The sequence below is a fragment of the Corynebacterium sphenisci DSM 44792 genome, assembly GCF_001941505.1.
In the GTDB taxonomy this organism is placed as follows: domain Bacteria; phylum Actinomycetota; class Actinomycetes; order Mycobacteriales; family Mycobacteriaceae; genus Corynebacterium; species Corynebacterium sphenisci.
This window is the reverse complement of the sequence record NZ_CP009248.1, coordinates 1,228,022-1,245,901: the sequence shown is the minus strand read 5'-3', so window position 1 is coordinate 1,245,901 and position 17,880 is coordinate 1,228,022. Positions and strand designations below refer to the sequence as shown.

At 73.7% G+C, this 17,880-nt stretch carries 15 protein-coding genes; 9 read left to right on the top strand and 6 right to left on the bottom strand.

Going from position 1 to position 17,880, the window contains the following annotated elements; all coding sequences use genetic code 11:
- The first annotated feature begins 44 nt into the window (after positions 1 to 44).
- The gene (locus tag CSPHI_RS05710) at positions 45 to 1,604 is read left to right on the top strand and encodes an RNA polymerase sigma factor (RefSeq protein ID WP_075691892.1); all 1,560 of its coding nucleotides are present in this window, start codon (positions 45 to 47) and stop codon (positions 1,602 to 1,604) included.
- A 106-nt stretch (positions 1,605 to 1,710) separates the two neighbouring features.
- Here the strand turns inward: CSPHI_RS05710 and CSPHI_RS05705 are convergent, their stop codons facing one another.
- The 4 genes from CSPHI_RS05705 to CSPHI_RS05690 form a co-directional block, all read right to left on the bottom strand.
- Entirely contained in the window at positions 1,711 to 3,288 is a 1,578-nt protein-coding gene (locus CSPHI_RS05705) for an SLC13 family permease (protein WP_075691891.1), read from the bottom strand.
- Positions 3,289 to 3,421: 133 nt separating this feature from the next.
- Positions 3,422 to 3,826 (bottom strand): hypothetical protein, encoded by a 405-nt coding sequence (locus CSPHI_RS05700; RefSeq protein WP_075691890.1) that lies wholly within the window; start codon positions 3,824 to 3,826, stop codon positions 3,422 to 3,424.
- A 78-nt stretch (positions 3,827 to 3,904) separates the two neighbouring features.
- On the bottom strand, positions 3,905 to 5,677 hold the full coding sequence (locus CSPHI_RS05695; protein WP_075691889.1) for a DEAD/DEAH box helicase: 1,773 nt from the start codon (positions 5,675 to 5,677) through the stop codon (positions 3,905 to 3,907).
- On the bottom strand, positions 5,674 to 5,922 hold the full coding sequence (locus tag CSPHI_RS05690) for a DUF3039 domain-containing protein (protein WP_075691888.1): 249 nt from the start codon (positions 5,920 to 5,922) through the stop codon (positions 5,674 to 5,676). Before CSPHI_RS05690 ends, CSPHI_RS05695 begins: the two co-directional genes overlap by 4 nt.
- A gap of 70 nt (positions 5,923 to 5,992) precedes the next feature.
- On the opposite strand from CSPHI_RS05690, the gene CSPHI_RS05685 reads away from it, so the two are divergent.
- The 6 genes from CSPHI_RS05685 to galE all read left to right on the top strand — a co-directional run bounded on the left by CSPHI_RS05685 (position 5,993) and on the right by galE (position 11,599).
- Positions 5,993 to 6,463, top strand: a complete 471-nt coding sequence (locus tag CSPHI_RS05685) for a DUF3099 domain-containing protein (RefSeq protein WP_157118494.1) — start codon at positions 5,993 to 5,995, stop codon at positions 6,461 to 6,463.
- Positions 6,460 to 8,058: a DUF7782 domain-containing protein gene (locus CSPHI_RS05680; protein ID WP_075691886.1), complete on the top strand. Its 1,599-nt coding sequence runs from the start codon at positions 6,460 to 6,462 to the stop codon at positions 8,056 to 8,058. Before CSPHI_RS05685 ends, CSPHI_RS05680 begins: the two co-directional genes overlap by 4 nt.
- Positions 8,059 to 8,062: 4 nt before the next feature.
- Positions 8,063 to 8,497: a D-aminoacyl-tRNA deacylase gene (dtd, locus tag CSPHI_RS05675; protein WP_075691885.1), complete on the top strand. Its 435-nt coding sequence runs from the start codon at positions 8,063 to 8,065 to the stop codon at positions 8,495 to 8,497.
- 229 nt (positions 8,498 to 8,726) lie between these two features.
- Entirely contained in the window at positions 8,727 to 9,716 is a 990-nt protein-coding gene (locus CSPHI_RS05670; protein WP_075691884.1) for a sigma-70 family RNA polymerase sigma factor, read from the top strand.
- A gap of 219 nt (positions 9,717 to 9,935) precedes the next feature.
- A complete protein-coding gene (locus CSPHI_RS05665; protein WP_075691883.1) occupies positions 9,936 to 10,619 on the top strand; it encodes an iron-dependent transcriptional repressor DtxR in 684 nt (227 codons plus the stop codon).
- The gene (galE, locus tag CSPHI_RS05660) at positions 10,616 to 11,599 is read left to right on the top strand and encodes a UDP-glucose 4-epimerase GalE (protein ID WP_075691882.1); all 984 of its coding nucleotides are present in this window, start codon (positions 10,616 to 10,618) and stop codon (positions 11,597 to 11,599) included. The genes CSPHI_RS05665 and galE overlap by 4 nt, the downstream gene beginning before the upstream one ends.
- 81 nt (positions 11,600 to 11,680) lie before the next feature.
- Here galE and CSPHI_RS05655 read toward each other — a convergent pair whose 3' ends face one another.
- Complete coding sequence (locus CSPHI_RS05655) at positions 11,681 to 12,748, bottom strand: DUF4192 family protein (RefSeq protein ID WP_075691881.1); 1,068 nt, start codon at positions 12,746 to 12,748, stop codon at positions 11,681 to 11,683.
- A 200-nt stretch (positions 12,749 to 12,948) separates the two neighbouring features.
- Between CSPHI_RS05655 and CSPHI_RS05650 the strand changes: the two genes are divergently transcribed.
- Positions 12,949 to 14,181 carry a PAC2 family protein gene (locus tag CSPHI_RS05650; RefSeq protein ID WP_075691880.1) on the top strand — a complete coding sequence of 411 codons (1,233 nt, stop codon included), beginning with the start codon at positions 12,949 to 12,951 and terminating at the stop codon, positions 14,179 to 14,181.
- Between the two features lie 61 nt (positions 14,182 to 14,242).
- Positions 14,243 to 16,765, top strand: coding sequence for a DEAD/DEAH box helicase (locus CSPHI_RS05645; protein ID WP_084210450.1), 2,523 nt, complete (start codon positions 14,243 to 14,245; stop codon positions 16,763 to 16,765).
- Positions 16,766 to 16,820: 55 nt separating this feature from the next.
- Here the strand turns inward: CSPHI_RS05645 and CSPHI_RS05640 are convergent, their stop codons facing one another.
- Positions 16,821 to 17,798: a hydrogen peroxide-inducible genes activator gene (locus CSPHI_RS05640; RefSeq protein WP_075691878.1), complete on the bottom strand. Its 978-nt coding sequence runs from the start codon at positions 17,796 to 17,798 to the stop codon at positions 16,821 to 16,823.
- Between the last annotated feature and the right edge of the window lie 82 nt (positions 17,799 to 17,880).

The following is a 17,880-nucleotide window of genomic DNA, read 5'->3' as shown; positions in this document are numbered from 1 at the left end:
GGCGTGCACGCATCCTGATACTCGATTGAAGTGAAAGGGCGTTCGTGGCAGGCAACGATTCCGACCAGCCGGCGGGAGCCGACACCCCGGATTCGGGGGCGGCGCAGAAGACGCCCGTGAAGAAGGCGGTGAAGAAGACCGCCGTGAAGAAGACCGCGGTCAAGCGCACCGCGGTGAAGAAGACGGCGGTGAAGAAGACCGCCGCGAAGAAGGCCCCGGCGAAGAAGGCCGCGGCCGCGAAGGCCACCGCGGCGCAGGCCGCCGACGCCGCCGGGGCACCCGCCGAGGAGGCGGCGGCCCCGGCGAAGAAGACCGCCGCCCGCAAGACCGCGGCGAAGAAGGCGACCGCGCCGAAGAAGACCGCCGCGAAGAAGACGGCCGCGAAGAAGACCGCCGCCCGCGCGTCGGCGAAGGCCAAGGACCGGGACGCCGAGCTCACCACCGGGACCGCCGCGGCCGAGGACGCCGGGGACGACGCCCGGGAGGCCGGCGCCGAGGAGGCCGCCGAGGGCGCCGACGAGGTGGTGACCATGGCCGCCGGCATCGACGAGGCCGAGGACGAGGACGCCGAGGACGACGCCGTGGACTCCACGGGGGACAAGGACGCCGACACCGTCGACGAGGTGTGGAACGAGGACGAGTCCGCCGCGCTGCGCCAGGCCCGCAAGGACGCCGAGCTCACCGCCTCCGCGGACTCGGTGCGCGCCTACCTCAAGCAGATCGGCAAGGTCGCCCTGCTCACCGCCGAGGAGGAGGTCTCCCTCGCCAAGCGGATCGAGTCCGGGCTCTACGCCCAGTACAAGATCGACGAGGCGAAGAAGGCCGGGGAGCGGCTGCCGCATGCGCTGCGCCGGGACCTGCGGGCCATCGCCAAGGACGGCCAGAAGGCGAAGAACCACCTGCTGGAGGCGAACCTGCGCCTGGTGGTCAGCCTGGCCAAGCGCTACACCGGCCGCGGCATGGCCTTCCTGGATCTCATCCAGGAGGGCAACCTGGGCCTCATCCGCGCCGTGGAGAAGTTCGACTACACCAAGGGCTACAAGTTCTCCACCTACGCCACCTGGTGGATCCGGCAGGCGATAACCCGCGCCATGGCCGACCAGGCCCGCACCATCCGGATCCCGGTGCACATGGTGGAGGTCATCAACAAGCTGGGCCGGATCCAGCGCGAGCTGCTGCAGGACCTGGGCCGCGAGCCGACCCCCTTCGAGCTCGCCCGGGAGATGGACATCACCGAGGACAAGGTGCTGGAAATCCAGCAGTACGCCCGGGAGCCGATTTCGCTGGACCAGACCATCGGCGACGAGGGCGACTCCCAGCTCGGCGACTTCATCGAGGACTCCGAGGCGGTCATCGCCGTGGACGCGGTGAGCTTCACCCTGCTGCAGGACCAGCTGCAGGACGTGCTGAAGACCCTCTCCCCCCGGGAGGCCGGGGTGGTGCAGCTGCGCTTCGGGCTCACCGACGGCATGCCGCGCACCCTCGATGAGATCGGGCAGGTCTACGGGGTCACCCGGGAGCGGATCCGCCAGATCGAGTCGAAGACCATGTCCAAGCTGCGGCACCCCTCGCGTTCCCAGGTGCTGCGCGACTACCTGGAGTAGCCGCCGCCCGCGCCGCGCGACGCCCGGGGCCCCGCATCACTCGGATGCGGGGCCCCGGGCGTCTGCCCCTCCCCCGCCCGCCCCGCGCCGGGGCGGGCGGGGCCGGCTAGTAGACGACCTGGAAGACCCAGCCGACCAAGGTCAGCGAGGTGATGGAGATCAGCGCCAGGGCGATCAGGTTCAGCCAGATCCCGGAGCGGATCATGTCGCCCATGGTGACGTAACCGGAGCCGTAGGCGATCGCGTTCGGCGGGGTGGCCACCGGCATCATGAAGGCCGAGGTCGCGGCCAGCGCCACCGGCACGCAGAGGATCATCGGGTCGATGCCGATGGCCATCGCGATACCGCCGATGATCGGCAGGAAGGTCGCCGCGGTGGCGGTGTTCGAGGTGAACTCGGTGAGCACCAGCACCACGAAGGCGACGATGAGCACGATGAGCAGGATCGGCAGCCCGCCGATGCCCTCCAGCTTCTGCCCGATCCACTCGGAGAGCCCGGAGTCGCCGAACTGGCCGGACAGCGCCAGCCCACCGCCGAAGAGCAGCAGCACACCCCAGGGCAGCTCGTACATGTTCTCCCAGGTGAGCAGCTTCACCCCGTCCGGGCCGCCGGGGATGAGGAAGAGCGAGATGCCCACCGCCATCGCGATCACGGCATCGGCGACCATGGTGTCCGGCCAGATGACGGGTACGAACACCCAGCTCAGAGCGGCGATGACGAAGACGGCGAGCACCCTCGCCTCGCCGCGGCCCATGGGGCCGAGCTGCGCGAGCTGGTCGCGCATCATCTCCCGGCCGCCGGGCACGGTCTTCACCTCGGGCCGGTAGAGCACGAAGGTGAGCAGGAACCAGGCGGCGAGCATGAGGACCACCGCCACCGGCACGCCGACCAGCATCCACTGGGCGAAGCCGATGTCGAGGTCATGGGCGTCGGCCATGTAGGCGGCGAGCATCGCGTTCGGCGGGGTGCCGATGATGGTGCCCAGGGAGCCGATGGAGGCGGAGTAGGCGATGCCCAGCATCAGGGCGATGCCGAAGTTGGAGTTGGGCACCGGGTCCTCGTAGAGGCCCTCCTCCTCGACGAGCTCCTCGGCGGCCGCCGAGGCCGCCCCGACCTTCTGCTCGCGGCGGATCACGTCCACGATCATGGACAGCACGGACACCCCGATGGGCAGCATCATCACCGCGGTGGCGGTGTTGGACACCCACATGGACAGGAAGCCGGTGGCGATCATGAAGCCGAGGATGAGCATCTTCGTCGAGGAGCCCATCGCGACGAGCACCCACAGCGCGATCCGGCGGTGCAGGTTCCACCGCTGCATCGCCAGGGCGAGCATGAACCCGCCCATGAAGAGGAAGATGGTGGGCTTGGTGTAGGAGCCGGAGAAGTCGCCGATTTCGGCGAGGCCGAGCATCGGGAAGAGGAACAGCGGCACCAGGGCGGTCGCGGCCAGCGGGATCGCCTCGCTCATCCACCAGGAGGCGATGAGCACGGTGGCGCCGGCGGTGGCGCGCAGCTCATAGGGCAGCTCGGCCGGCATGAGCAGGAACACCGCCAGGCCCAGCACCACGCCGATGAGCAGCCCGCTGCGCTTGCGCAGCAATTCCCGGGGCGAGTCGCCCCTGTCCCTCTGCCCCTCGGAGAGGGGCCGCTCCCCCTCGGCGGTGCGTGGCTGGGTCGACATCTGGCATCTACCCCGTTTCCGGTCTCGGGCGCCCGCGGCCCCCGTGCGGGGGGAGGATTCGCGTGGACGCCGGTCGATAACATCCACGCTAAATCATAATTCACCCGCGGAATGCCCCGCGCAGGGGGGAGTGCTAATCACCTAGCGGTGAATTTTGCTCAAGGCATTCCCGGTAGGCCATCGGATCATCCTCCAGGCCGGCGCAGCGCTCGGCCAGGGCGGATCCGGCCTGGAAGAGCACGATGACCACCACGATGGCGAGCACCCCGGTGGCGATCCCGATCCCAGCAAGGCCCTGGGCCCCGGCGGTGCGCGGGGCGCGGCCGGCGGCGAGCACCCGGCGACGGGCCCCGCGGGCGCGCAGGATGGCGACCACGCCGAGGATGATCGCCACCGCGGCGAACCCGGCGCCGATCAGGAAGGGCGAGGTGAGCAGGCCGCCGATGCCGAGCACCAGGGCGGCCAGGCCGAGGTTGCGGCCCACCCCGGCGCCGTCGATGCCGTCGGGTCCGTAGCCGGCGGGGTCCTGGTCGGCCATGGGGGGCTCCTACTCTTCTCGGTGGTCGGGCTTGCCGGGTTCAGGCTACCCGGCGCCGCGGCGCACCCCCGGCCCGGGTCACCAGCTGCGCAGCACCGAGATCCGCGTGCGCAGCTGCTCGGCGGTGCACATCGCCGTGGGCGGGCCCCCGCAGCGGGCCCGGATCTCGTTGTGGATCTGGCCATGCGGCCGGCCGGTGCGCGCCGCGGTCATCGACACCAGGGTGTTGAGCTCCTTGCGCAGCCGGGGCAGGTCCTCGCTCATCGCGGCGAACCCGCCGGCCGCGCCCGCCGCGGGGGCCGCCGCCCCCGGCGGCGGGGGCACCGCCGGCGACCCGGAGCCGGCCCCGGGCGGCGGCGGCACCGCCGGGGCGTCGGCGCCGGCCCCGGGCCCGGCGGCGGCGCGCTCGGCGGCGTCGAGCTGCTCGGCCTGGCGGCGCTGCAGCAGCAGCCGCATCTGCTCCGGGTCCAGCAGCCCCGGCAGGCCCAGGTAGTCGGCCTCCTCCGGGGAGCCGGCGACGGTGGCGGTGCCGTAGGAGGAGCCGTCGTAGATGAGGTAGTCCAGCTCCGCGTCGGCGCCCAGGGACTCGTAGGCGGGCAGGTCATCGGGCTCGTCGGCGCGCCGGTTGGCCTCCGCGACCAGGTCATCGTCCCAGCCCTCGTCGGCGCGGTGCGGTTTGCCCAGCACATGGTTGCGCTGGGCCTCCATCTGGCTGGCCAGGTCCAGCAGCACCGGCACCGAGGGCAGGAACACCGAGGCGGTCTCCCCCGGCCGCCGGGAGCGCACGAAGCGGCCCACCGCCTGGGCGAAGAACAGCGGGGTGGAGGCGCTGGTGGCGTAGACGCCCACGGCCAGCCGGGGCACGTCCACGCCCTCGGAGACCATCCGCACCGCCACCATCCACTCGTCGGTGGATTCCGCGAAGGCGGCGATCCGCTCGGAGCTGCCCTCCTCGTCGGAGAGCACCAGGGCCACCGGGGTGCCGGACAGCCCCTCCAGGATCCGCCGGTAGGCCCGGGCGCTCTTCGCGTCGGAGGCGATCACCAGCCCGCCGGCGTCGGGCACCTCCCGGCGCATCTGGGTGAGCCGGGTGTGCGCGGCGCGCAGCACCGCCGGGATCCAGTCCCCGGAGGGGTCCAGGGCGGTGCGCCAGGCCCGGGTGGTCTCCTCCGGGCTGAGGATCTCGCCGAGCCGGGCGGCGAACTCCTCCCCGGCGGAGTCCCGCCAGCGGGCCTGGCCGGAGTAGGCGAGGAAGACCACCGGGCGCACCACCCCATCGCGCAGCGCCTCCCGGTAGCCGTAGGTGTAGTCGGCGGCGGAGACCCGGTGGCCCTCGGCGTCCTCGACGTAGCGGACGAAGGGGATCGCGGCGTCGTCGCTGCGGAAGGGGGTGCCGGTGAGGCAGAGCCGACGGGTGACCGCCCCGTAGGCCTCGGCGATGCCGTCGCCCCAGCTGCGCGCGTCCCCGCCGTGGTGCACCTCGTCGAGGATCACCAGGGTGCGCCGGGAGGTGGCGAGCACCCGGTGCTTGGCCGGGTGCACCGCCACCTGGGCGTAGGTGACGACGATGCCGTGGTAGGAGGGGTTGAGCACGCCGCCGGTGTTGCTGAACGCCGGGTCCAGCTGGATCCCGGCGGCCGCGGCGGCCCGGGCCCACTGGGTCTTCAGGTGCTCGGTGGGCACCACCACGAACACCCGGTCCACGGTGCGCGCGGCGAGCAGCTCGGCGGCCAGGCGCAGCGCGAAGGTGGTCTTGCCCGCCCCCGGGGTGGCCACCGCCAGGTAATCCCGCGGCGCGTTCTCCAGGTAGCGGTCGAGGGCCTCCCGCTGCCATGCGCGGAGCCCGCTCACCTCCTGCGCAGGGTCTTGTAGATGCGCTCGCAGTCCGGGCACACCGGCGAGCCCGGCTTGGCGGACTTCTTCACCGGGAAGGTCTCCCCGCACAGCGCGACGACGTGGGTGCCGGCGACGGCGGACTCCACGATCGCGTCCTTCTTGACGTAGTGGAAGAACTTCGGGGTGTCGTCCCGGGTCGACTCGTCGACGTCGACGTCGGTGCGTTCGATGGTCTGGGTGGTCTTCAACGGGGTGGTCACGGCTCCCGATTGTGCCCCATCCCCGGACGCGGGCAAAGGTGCGCCCCGAGCAGCGAGTACGGTACGGGGCATGGCGACGAAACACGGATTCGGCAAGGGGGAAGCGGCGCTCATCACCGATGCGCGCACGTCGCCGCTGCGCAACTACCGCTACCGGCGGCGCACCTACGCGGCCCTGCAGTGGTCCCGGATCCCGCTGCTGCTGCTCGCCGGCGCGGCGTTCATGTGGTGGCACGTGGAGTGGCTGGCGGTGGTGCTCACCATCGCCAGCGTGCCGATGCCCTGGATCGCGGTGGTGATCGCCAACGGCGTCGGCGAACCGGCGGACAAGCGGGCGCCCCGGGTGTACAAGCCGGGCGTGGCCCGGGAGGAGGCCGCCCGCCGGGAGCGCGAGCGGCTCGCCCTGGCCCGGTCCGCGGAGGACCCCGGCGGCACCCCGAACGCGCCGATGCGCCGGGACGCCGAACCCGGCCGGGGCCTCGGCGACGCCCCCATCGTGATCGACATGCCGGAACCGGGGGACCCGGGGGCCGGCCGATGAGCCGGCCCGCGGAGGACGCCGGGGCCGCCCCCGCCGACCCGGCCGCGCTGCGCCTGCTGGTGGACCTCGCCCCGGAGCTGGCCGCGCGGCTGCGCGCCATCGGCTACACCTCGGCCGGCCTGGCCGGGCTGCTCGGCGCCGCCGGGCTGGCCGCCCTGGACCGGGCGGAGCCGGCGGCGGTGGCCCGGGCGGTGGACCGCGCCGCCGCCGGGGGCGCGGCGCCGGAGCTGGTCGCCGCGGTGCGCGGGCTCATCCTGGAGCAGCCCGCCGACCTGGCCGGGGCCCTCGGCGCCGGGCTGCGGGATCGGCTGCTCGACGCCGGCCTGCTCGAGGCGCGCCCCGGCGGCCAGCGGGCCCGGGTGGATCTGCGCCCGGTGCGGATCGCCGGGGCGGAGCGGCTGGTGCTCTCCGACCGGGACGCCTCGATGCGGCCCCGGGTCCCGGGCCGGGAGCACGTCCCCGGGGTGGGCCGGGCCTCCCGCTCCCTGCTGGACATCACCCCGGTCGATCCGGTGGGCTCGGTGCTCGACCTCGGCGCTGGCTGCGGGGTGCAGGCCCTGGGCCAGCTCGGCGCGGGCACGCTCACCCTCACCGACGTCAGCGAGCGGGCGAACCTGCTGGCCCGGGCCACCATGGCCGCCAACGGGCGGGCCGATGCGGAGGTGCTCGCCGGCGGCTGGTTCGACCCCGTCGCCGGCCGGCGCTTCGACCGGATCGTGGCCAACCCGCCCTTCGTGGTGGGCCCGGCCACCGTCGGCCACGTCTACCGGGACTCCGGGCTGGACCTGGACGGGGCCACCGAGACCCTGCTCTCCGGGGTCGCCGGGCACCTCACCGACTCCGGCTCCGCGCATCTGCTGGGCTCCTGGGTGCACCCCGCCGAGGGCGACTGGGCGGCCCGGGTGGCCTCCTGGGTGCCCGCCGAGGGGGCGGCGGCCTGGGTGGTGCAGCGCGATGCGGTGGATCCGGCGGCCTACGTGGGCACCTGGTTGCGCGACGAGGGCGTGGACCCGCGCTCGGCGGAGGGCCGCCGGCGCAGCCGGGAATGGCTGGATCACCTGGCCGGGGCCGGGGTGGCGGCGGTGGGCTTCGGCTACGTCACCGTGCACCGGATCGACGGGCCCTCCACGGTGACCTGCGAGGAGGCCGCCCAGCCGATGGCCGGGGCCTTCCGGGGCGAGGCCGTGGAGCACCGGCTGCGGGAGCGCTGGCTGGCCGAGGCCGGGGCCGAGGGCGTCGCCGCGGCCCGGTTCCGGCTGCGCCCCGGGGTGGCCCTGGAGCGGGTCGGCCTCGCCGACGCCGAGGCCGGCCAGGGCTTCGCGCCGGCGGCGCTGCGGCTCACCCGCACCGACGGACCCCGGTGGAGCCATGACATCGACGAGCCGGTGGCCGCCCTGCTCGGCGCGCTGCACCCGCAGGCGCCGCTGCGGCTCACCGTGGAGCTGCTGCACGGCTTCGGCGCCTTCGGGGAGGCCGATCCCGAGGCGGTGCTCGCCGCGGCGGTGCCGGTGGTGGCCGATCTGGTGCGCCATGGCATGGTGCTGCCCGAGGAGCTGCTGGCCCCGGCCGCGGGGCCGCCGACGAGGGAGGAGTGAGCCGATGCGGGCGGTGCTGACCCGGGTGAGCCGGGCGAGCGTGACGGTCGACGGGGAGGTCGTCGGTGCGATCGACGGCGGGGCCACCGGCGGGATCCTCGCCCTGGTCGGGGTGGGCCGGGACGATGCCCCGGAGGCCTGGCGGACCATGGCCCGCAAAATCGCGGAACTGCGCATCCTCGAGGGCGAGGCCTCCGCGGTGGAGGCCGGCGCCCCGGTGCTCGTGGTGAGCCAGTTCACCCTGCTCGGCGCCACCGCCCGGGGCCGGCGGCCCTCCTGGTCGGCCGCGGCCCCCGCGGAGCGGGCGGAGCCGGTGATCGAGCGGATCGTGGCGGAGCTGCGCGATCGCGGGCTCACCGTGGCCACCGGCCGCTTCGGGGCGATGATGCGGGTGGACAGCGCCAACGAGGGCCCCTTCACCGTGCTCGTGGAGTGCTGAGGCCGCTCCCCCGCCGGGCGGCCGCGGGGGCGGGATCCGGGGGGGTTTCGCGTTTATTCCCGGAACTACCTTTTATTGCGGCTCACCGCGGGTTAGACTAACAGCGCTAGCCGGCGAATCCCCAGGTGGGGACGATTCCGGAAAATCGGGAACGACAGTCGGGAACAACCGCGGCCGGATGCGCGTTGTACCGGGTGAGACCGTCGACCCCCTCAGGAGGACCGATCATATGACCAGTGCCGATGTCCGTCAGAGCAGCGCCAAGGGGGCGACGGCGGATCGGGGCCGGCGCTCGGGGAACAACAACAACCCCTCGCAGGATCTCGTCCGCGTCTACCTCAACGGCATCGGCAAAACCGCCCTGCTGTCCGCCGAGGAGGAGGTCGAGCTCTCCAAGCGGATCGAGGTCGGCGTCTACGCCCAGCACCTCCTCGACTCCGGGGCGAAGGTCACCCGGGCGAAGAAGCGGGACATGAAGGTCCTGGTCAAGGAGGGCAAGGCCGCCCGAGCGCATCTGCTCGAGGCGAACCTGCGGCTGGTGGTCAGCCTGGCCAAGCGCTACACCGGCCGGGGCATGCCGCTGCTGGATCTCATCCAGGAGGGCAACCTGGGCCTCATCCGGGCGATGGAGAAGTTCGACTACACCAAGGGCTTCAAGTTCTCCACCTACGCCACCTGGTGGATCCGGCAGGCGATCACCCGCGGCATGGCGGACCAGTCGCGCACCATCCGGCTGCCCGTGCACCTGGTGGAGCAGGTCAACAAGATCTCCCGGATCAAGCGGGAGCTCTACCAGCAGCTCGGCCGGGAGGCCACCAACGAGGAGCTCGCCGAGGAGACCGGCATCCCGGAGGCCAAGATCGAGATGCTGCTGCGCCAGTCCCGGGACCCGGTGAGCCTGGACATGCCGGTGGGCACCGACGAGGAGGCCCCGCTGGGCGACTTCATCGAGGACTCCGAGGCCACCGACGCCGAGGAGGCCGTGGTCGCCGCGCTGCGCCACCATGACGTGCGCCGGGTGCTGGCCACCCTGGAGATCCGGGAGCGCGAGGTGATCAAGCTGCGCTACGGCCTCGATGACGGGCTGCCGCGCACCCTGGATCAGATCGGCCGGCATTTCGGGCTCTCCCGGGAGCGGGTCCGCCAGATCGAGCGCGAGGTCATGGCCAAGCTGCGCGATGGCGAACGCGCCGACAAGCTGCGCGCCTACGCCACCTAGCGCGCGGCGCCGCGGCGCCCCGGGCGGGTGGAGCCAGTCCGCCCGGGTGCGCCGAACCACCGGCGCGGCCGGTGCCGACCCCGATTCCGGGTTTCGGTTATCCTGGCTCTACGGAACACGCTGCGGATGCGCTTATCGGGCAATCCCGCAGGTGAGCCGACGACCGACCCGGGCTCCGGGCCCCGGCCGCCGGCGAAGGACGAAACCGGAGGACCTTACGTGAGAGACCTGGTAGACACCACGGAGATGTACCTGCGCACCATCTTCGAGCTCGAGGAGGAGGGCATCATCCCCCTCCGGGCCCGCATCGCCGAGCGCCTGGAGCAGTCCGGCCCCACGGTCTCCCAGACCGTGGCCCGGATGGAGCGCGACGGGCTGCTCACCGTGTCCGCGGACCGCAGCCTGAAGCTCTCCGAGGAGGGCCGCCGCCGCGCCACCGCGGTGATGCGCAAGCACCGGCTCGCCGAGCGGCTGCTCACCGACGTCATCGGCCTGGACTGGGACAAGGTGCACGACGAGGCCTGCCGCTGGGAGCACGTCATGTCCGATGAGGTCGAGGTGCGCCTGCTGGAGGTCCTGGGCGAGCACGAGTACTCCCCCTTCGGCAACCCGATCCCGGGCCTGGAGGCCCTCGGCGCCGAGCCGGCGCCGGGCATGCCCGAGGAGGCGGTGCGGCTCTCCGAGATTCCCGAGGGTGGCCCCTACCCCGTCGAGATCCAGCAGATCAACGAGATCCTGCAGGTGGAGCACACCTACATGCGCCGGCTGTACACCGCCGGCATCCGCCCCGGCGCGGACGCCGAGGTGGAGGTGCACTCCGGGCGGGTCACCCTGATCCGCGGCGGGCACTCCCTGGATCTGCCCGATGAGCTGACGCATGCGGTGATGGTGATCAAGAAGTGAGGCTGCTCGTCACTGGCGGCGCCGGCTACGTCGGCGGGGTCACCGCGGCGGTGCTCGCCGAGGGCGGTCACGAGGTGACCGTCATCGACGATCTCAGCACCGGCAACCGCGACGGGGTGCACCCCGCCGCGCGCTTCATCGAGGCCCCCGTGGCCGAGGTCGCCGGCGACGTGCTCGCCGAGGGCGACTTCGACGGGGTGCTGCATTTCGCGGCCCGGTCCCTGGTGGGCGAGTCCTGCGAGGACCCGGCCGCCTACTGGCACGGCAACGTGGGCACCTCCCTGGCGCTGCTCGACGCGATGCGCGCCACCGGCACCACGAACCTGGTCTTCTCCTCCACCGCGGCGACCTACGGGGAGCCGGAGCGGGTGCCGATCACCGAGGACATGCCCAAGGCGCCGACCAACCCCTACGGCGCCACGAAGCTGGCCATCGACCACGCGATCACCTCCTACGCGGAGGCCTACGGGCTCGCCGCGACCAGCCTGCGCTACTTCAACGTCGCCGGCGCCTGGGGCGGGTTCGGGGAGAACCGGGTGGTGGAGACCCACCTCATCCCCCTGGTGCTGCAGGTCGCGCTCGGCCACCGGGACAAGATCCTGGTCTTCGGCGACGACTGGCCCACCGCGGACGGCACCTGCGTGCGCGACTACATCCACGTCAAGGATCTCGCCGACGCGCATCTGCTGGCCCTGGAGTCCAACGAGGCCGGCCGGCACCGGATTTACAACCTCGGCTCCGGGGACGGCTACTCGGTGCGCCAGGTCATCGACACCTGCCGGGAGGTCACCGGCCGGGAGATCCCGGAGCAGCTGGCCCCGCGCCGCGCCGGCGACCCGGCCACCCTGATCGCCTCCTCCGCCAAGGCCGTCGAGGAGCTGGGCTGGCGCCCGGAGCGCACCGATCTGCGCACCATCGTCGCCGACGCCTGGGAGTTCACCGAGGCCCTCGGCGACCGGGCGCACTCCGCCCCGGCCTGAGCCGGCCGGCGCACGCCCCGACGGCGGGCGGCGGGACCCCCGGGTCCCCGCCGCCCGCCGTCGCCGATCCGGGGCGCGCCGTTAGCCCGGGCCGCGCAGCGCCTCGGCGAGCTCCCGGGAGGTCGCGGTCATCGAACGCACCGCCATCGAGCCCCGCCCCGCGTCGATCGCCCGGCGCAGCAGCCCGCTGAGGCTGTGCCCCGGATCCGCCTCCTCCGCGGCGGCCAGGGCCGCGTCCGCCACCGCCGGGCAGCCCCGGGCGTAGCGGTCCAGCCCGTAGATGGCCAGCGCATGGGCCCGCGGCTCCCCCTCGAAGGCCCCGGCGGCGGCCAGCCACAGCGCCCGGGCCACCGGCTCCCGCTCATCGCCGATGGCGCACATGGTGGTGTCGCGCACCGTGAGATCGACCAGCGCCCGGGCCAGCACCCGCAGCCGGTCGACCTCGCCGAGCACCTCGCCGATGCCCAGCCGGCCGGCGGCGACCTCGGCGACGAGCCCCTCCCAGTCCGCCAACCAGGCCCGCCGCCGGCGCAGGGTCTGCGCCGGGCGCTCCGCGGCGAGCAGCCCCGCCCATTCCGCGCGCACCTGCGCCAGCGCCGCCGCCCCGGCCGCCGCGGCCGCCGGGTCCGGGGCGAAGCGCTCCGCCAGCGCCCCCGGGTTCGCGGCGATCGCCTCCCCGGCGGCGGCCAGGTGCCGGGCCGCGGCGCTGGCCGCCGGGTCGCCCAGCACGCCGAGCACCGCGCCCCGGTCATCGCGCAGCGGCACCCCGGCGGCGACCCGGGTCGCGCCCGCCCAGGTGCGCAGCCGGTGCCCGGCCAGCCGGGCGGCCGCGGCCACCTCCGCCCGGCGGGCGGCCCCGGCCGGCCAGGACCGGTCCACCAGGAACACGTCCACCCAGGGGCGCGCCCCCTCCCCGCCGCGGACCTCGGCCAGTCCCGCGGCCAGGTGCATGGGCACCCGCCCCGGCGGCGGCGCCGGCCGGGTGAGGATCGGCCCGGCGTCGCGGCCGCCGCCGTGCACCACGGCGATGAGCCGCCCCCGGGGGTGGAAGCCGAGCAGGCCCGGCAGATTGGTCAGGCAGCTCGCCGGGTCGGTGAGGTCGATGGGCGGCGGGCCCTCCCCCGGCGCGGGGGTGCGGTCGTTGTCCATGGCCGGCATCCTGCCCGCCCCCGCCGGGGTGCGCCCCCGGCGGCGGCGCACCCGGCCGGCGATTGTGGACCGGCCCCGGATGGTGGACGGCCGGGGAATAGCGCGGCGAATCACCGCGTTGTGAGGAACACGAGGTCCACCGCGACGGGGCACTAGACTGGCCCCTCACGCTGAATCGAACCGAAGGGAGGGCCCCGAGCATGGCCGAGGAGGCACGCGAGCACCGCATGTACGACATGGAGTTCCCCGCGCCCGAGGTCCGCCCCGCCGAGGGCCGGCTGACCATGGTGGTGGCCCTGCAGGGCTACGCCGACGCCGGGATGGCCGTGGGCGGCTCCGCGGAGCACCTGGTCGGCGCCCTGGAGCACCGCGCGGTGGTGAGCTTCCACAATGACGAGCTGATCGACTACCGCTCGCGGCGGCCGGCGGTGACCATGGCCGGCGACGAGATCGCGGCGATGAAGGAGCTCAGCCTGACCCTGCAGGTGCTCCGGGACGACTCCGGCAAGCCCTTCCTGCTGCTCTCCGGCCCCGAGCCGGATTTCCGCTGGGACGGGTTCTCCGAGGCGGTCGCCGATCTGGCGGAGCGCTTCGACGTGGGCCGCACGGTCAGCCTCTACGCCGCCCCGATGACGGTGCCGCACACCCGGCCGCTGGGGCTCATCTGCCACGGCAATGACCCGGAGGTGCTGGCCCGCAACCGCACCTGGGGCCAGCGGGTCACCGTGCCCGGGGCGGCCAGCCTGCGCCTGGAGCTGGAGCTGTCCCGTCGCGGCCGATCCAGCTGCGGATTCACCGCCCAGGTGCCGCACTACATCGCCCAGTCGGAGTACCCGGAGGCGATCCTGGCGCTGCTGCGCGCGGTCGCCGACACCGGGGGCCTGGATCTGCCGCTGGCCGCCCTGGAGCGGGAGGCCGGGCGGGTGCGCGGGATGCTCGACGAGCAGGTCCGCGACTCCGCGGAGGTCGCCCGGATCGTGGAGCTGCTGGAGCAGCAGTACGACGAGGAGGCGCGCCGCCGGGAGCTGCTGGAGTCCAGTCCCCTGGTCCGCCCGGACGGCTCCACGCCCACCGCCGATGAGCTGGGCGCCGAATTCGAGCGCTTCCTCGCCGACCGGCTCGACGAGGACGCCGCCGGGGCCGGGGAGGATCCGCTGCCGCCGGGCATCCCCGCCGCCGGGGTGATCGACGACCTGGTGCGCCGGGTCACCGAGCGCGACGGCCGCGGGGGCGACGAGGGGGCCGATCCGGCGCCGGCGGAGGACGGGGATCCGGACGACCGCCCCGCCGAACCGGGACCCGCCGCGGGCGGGGATCCGGCGGAGGGCTCCCCCGGGCCCGGGGACGGCGACGGCGACGGGGACCGCGGGGGCCGGGACGGTTCCGGCGGCCCGGGCCGGCGCGGCTGGCGCGGCTGGTTCGGGCGCCCCTGAGCCGCACCGCCGGGGGCGCGGCGGCGGCTCCGTTACCCTGGGGCTCGTGAAGCTCTCCCAGATGCTGCCCGATCTCGCCGATGTGCCGGAGCCGCTGCTGCCCGATGCGGTGCTCGACTCCTTCGGCCGGTGGACCGCCGAGCAGGGGATCACCCCCTACCCGGCGCAGGAGGAGGCGGCCCTGGCGCTGGCCGCCGGCGACCACGTCATCCTGGCCACACCCACCGGATCCGGCAAATCCCTGGTCGCGGTGGCGGCCCATTTCGCGGCCCTGGCCGGCGGCAAACGCTCCTTCTACACCGCCCCGATCAAGGCCCTGGTCAGCGAGAAGTTCTTCTCCCTGTGCGAGATCTTCGGCGCCGAGAACGTCGGCATGATGACCGGCGACGCCACCGTCAACGGCTCCGCCCCGATCATCTGCGCCACCGCCGAGATCGTGGCCAACATCGCGCTGCGCGACGGGGTGGACGCGGACATCGACCAGGTGGTGATGGACGAGTTCCACTTCTACGCCGAACCCGACCGGGGCTGGGCCTGGCAGGTGCCGCTGCTGCTGCTGCACCGGGCCCAGTTCCTGCTCATGTCCGCCACCCTCGGCGACGTCGGCATGTTCCGGGAGGATCTGCGCCGGCGCACCGGCCGGGACGTGGAGCTGGTCACCGGCGCCGAACGCCCGGTGCCGCTGGAGTTCCGCTACGTGCACACCCCGGTGCACGAGACCATCGCGGAGCTGCTGGAGGAGGGCGCCGCCCCCATCTACGTGGTGCACTTCTCCCAGCGGGAGGCCGCCGAACGGGCCCAGGCGCTCACCGGGCTGAAGCTGCTCGACGCGACGGAGAAGGAGCGGATCCGCGCCGAGATCGGCGATTTCCGGTTCAGCACCGCCTTCGGCCGGGACCTGTCCAAGCTGGTGCGCCGCGGTATCGGGGTGCACCACGCCGGGATGCTGCCGAAGTACCGGCGCCTGGTGGAGCGGCTCAGCCAGACCGGGCTGCTGAAGGTGATCTGCGGCACCGACACCCTGGGGGTGGGCATCAACGTGCCGATCCGCACCGTGCTGATGACCGGGCTGGTGAAGTACGACGGGGTGCGCAGCCGCACCCTGAAATCCCGGGAGTTCCACCAGATCGCGGGCCGGGCGGGCCGGGCCGGCTACGACACCGAGGGCACCGTGGTGGTGCAGGCCCCGGAGCACGAGATCGAGAACGCCCGGCTGCGCCGCCGCGCCGGCGGGGACGAGGCGAAGCTGCGCAAACTGCGCAAGAAGTCCGCGCCCAAGGGCGAGGTGACCTGGTCGCAGAGCACCTACGAGCGCCTGGTGGAGCAGCCCCCGGAGCAGCTGACCAGCCGGTTCCGGGTGTCCAACGCGATGCTCATCAACGTGATCGCCCGCGGCGGGGACACCTTCGCGCATATGCGGGAGCTGCTGCGGGACAACCACGACACCCGCCATCAGCAGAACGAGTCCATCCTCACCGCGATCGAGCACCTCCGGGGCCTGCTCGCCGCCGGGATCGTCGGCATGGCGGACACCCGCTACGGCCCGCAGCCGCGGCTGATGATCGAGCTGCAGCGCGATTTCGCCCTCGACCAGCCGCTGGCCCCCTTCGCCCTGGCCGCCCTGGAGCTGCTGGACCCGGACTCGGAGTCCTACACCCTGGACGTGCTCAGCGTCTTCGAGGCGATCCTCGACGATCCGCGGCCACTGCTGGCCGCCCAGCAGCGCGCCGCCCGGGGCGCCGAGATCGCGGCGCTGAAGGCGGAGGGGGTGGACTACACCGAGCGGATGGCGCTCATCGAGGACGTCACCCACCCCAAGCCCCTGGAGGAGGAGCTGGAGGCGGCCTACCGCACCTACGCCGCCGGCCACCCGTGGGTGCGCGAGTTCCGGCTCTCCCCGAAGTCGGTGGTCCGGGAGATGGTGGAGAAGGCGATGACCTTCTCCGACGTGATCGCCGAATACGGGCTGGCCCGGGCGGAGGGGGTGCTGCTGCGCTACCTCACCGACGCCTGGCGCACCCTGTCGCGCACCCTGCCCCCGGAGGCGGCCAACGAGGAGCTCGCGGACATCATCGCCTGGCTCGGCGAGCTGGTCCGGCAGGTGGACTCCTCGCTGGTGGACGAGTGGGCGGCGATGGCCGACCCGGAGGCCCCGATCGACGAGTCGGTGCTGGCGGAGACCGCCTTCGGCCAGGATGAGGCGCATCCGGTCACCGGCAACCGGCGGGCCTTCCTGCGCATGATCCGCAACCTGATGTTCCGCCACGTCAGCCTCTTCGCCCTGGAGCGGGAGGAGGAGCTGGCCCGCCTGGACGCCGGGCTCGCCGATCCCCCGGACTGGCCGGCGGCGATGGACGACTACTTCGCGGAGTACGACGAGGTGCTCCTCGACGCCGACGCCCGCGGCCCGGGGGCCTTCCGGGTCGACGAGTCCACCGGCGCCGAGGGCTACTGGCGGGTCACCCAGACCATCCACGACCCGGCCGGGGACCACGGCTGGCGGCTGCTCGCCGAGGTGGACCTGGCCGGCTCCGACGAGGACGGGGAGGTGCGGCTGCGCGCCCTGGAGATCCGCGCCGGATAGCCGGGCGCCGCCCGCCCCGGGTGGGGCGGGTGGCGCCCGCGGGGGCGGCCGGCGGTTATCCGGCGGCGCCGGCCGCGGCGTGCTCGGCGGCGCCGATGTCCTCGGCCCCGGTGGCCAGGTAGGCGCGCAGCACCAGCTCCCCGATCCGCTCGAACTCCGGCCCGCGCACCGAGCTGGTGCGGTGCACCATGCCCACGGTGCGCCCGGGCCGCACCGGCCCGGCGAAGCGGGCGGTGGTCAGCCCCGGCCGGGTGGCCTCCACGTCGATCGCGGAGGCGGGGATGAGGGTCTCCCCCAGCCCGCCGGCGACGCACTGCACCACCGTGGACAGCGAGGCCGCCCGGGTCTCCATCCCGGAGTCGTCGGTGCGGTGCGCGTCCACGCTGCGGCAGAGATCCAGCACCTGGTCGCGCATGCAGTGCCCGTCGTCGAGCAGCAGCAGGTCGAGATCCTCCAGGGCGGTCAACGGCACATCCTCCCGGCCGGCCAGCGGATGGCCCTCCGGCAGCACCAGCTGGAACTCCTCGTCGTAGAGGCGGTGGTCCTCGAACACCGCCGTGCCCGAGGGCAGCGCCATGATCGCGATGTCGATGGTGCCCGAGCGCAGCGCCTCCACCAGGTAGGTGGTCGGCTCCTCGTGGATCCGCGGCTCCAGATCCGGCAGCTCCTCGCGCACCAGGCGCAGGAAGTTCGGCAGCACATAGGGCGCGATGGTGGGGATGAACCCGATGGACAGCGGCCCGGAGAGCCCCTCGGAGCGGCCCGCGGCGCGGTCGACGACCTCGTCGACGAGCTCGGAGACCTGCCGGGCCAGCGGCAGCAGGCCGCGGCCCAGCGGGGTGACCAGCACCCGGCGGGTGGAGCGCTCCACGAGCTGCACCTCCAGGCCCTGCTCGAGCGTCGCCAGCGCCTGCGAGAGGGAGGGCTGGGAGATGCCGAGGCGGCGGGCGGCCTGGCCGAAGTGGCCGGTGTCGGCGATGGCCACGAAGGCGCGGAGCTGGGGCAGCGTCGGCCGGTATTCACGATTACGCATACCTATAACCGTACACCACACTGTTCGCCGTATCCTCTTGACGATGCGGGCGGGTGCGGGCATACTCGGAAACGCCCCCGTA

Bases quoted from the DNA above. Each gene is read 5' to 3' on its own strand.
- CSPHI_RS05700 (WP_075691890.1), bottom strand. From the start codon at position 3,826: ATGGCCGACCAGGACCCCGCCGGCTACGGACCCGACGGCATCGACGGC.
- CSPHI_RS05705 (WP_075691891.1), bottom strand. From the start codon at position 3,288: ATGTCGACCCAGCCACGCACCGCCGAGGGGGAGCGGCCCCTCTCCGAG.
- CSPHI_RS05640 (WP_075691878.1), bottom strand. From the start codon at position 17,798: ATGCGTAATCGTGAATACCGGCCGACGCTGCCCCAGCTCCGCGCCTTC.
- CSPHI_RS05655 (WP_075691881.1), bottom strand. From the start codon at position 12,748: ATGGACAACGACCGCACCCCCGCGCCGGGGGAGGGCCCGCCGCCCATC.
- CSPHI_RS05650 (WP_075691880.1), top strand. From the start codon at position 12,949: ATGGCCGAGGAGGCACGCGAGCACCGCATGTACGACATGGAGTTCCCC.
- dtd (WP_075691885.1), top strand. From the start codon at position 8,063: ATGCGGGCGGTGCTGACCCGGGTGAGCCGGGCGAGCGTGACGGTCGAC.
- CSPHI_RS05645 (WP_084210450.1), top strand. From the start codon at position 14,243: ATGCTGCCCGATCTCGCCGATGTGCCGGAGCCGCTGCTGCCCGATGCG.
- CSPHI_RS05680 (WP_075691886.1), top strand. From the start codon at position 6,460: ATGAGCCGGCCCGCGGAGGACGCCGGGGCCGCCCCCGCCGACCCGGCC.
- CSPHI_RS05670 (WP_075691884.1), top strand. From the start codon at position 8,727: ATGACCAGTGCCGATGTCCGTCAGAGCAGCGCCAAGGGGGCGACGGCG.
- CSPHI_RS05685 (WP_157118494.1), top strand. From the start codon at position 5,993: ATGGCGACGAAACACGGATTCGGCAAGGGGGAAGCGGCGCTCATCACC.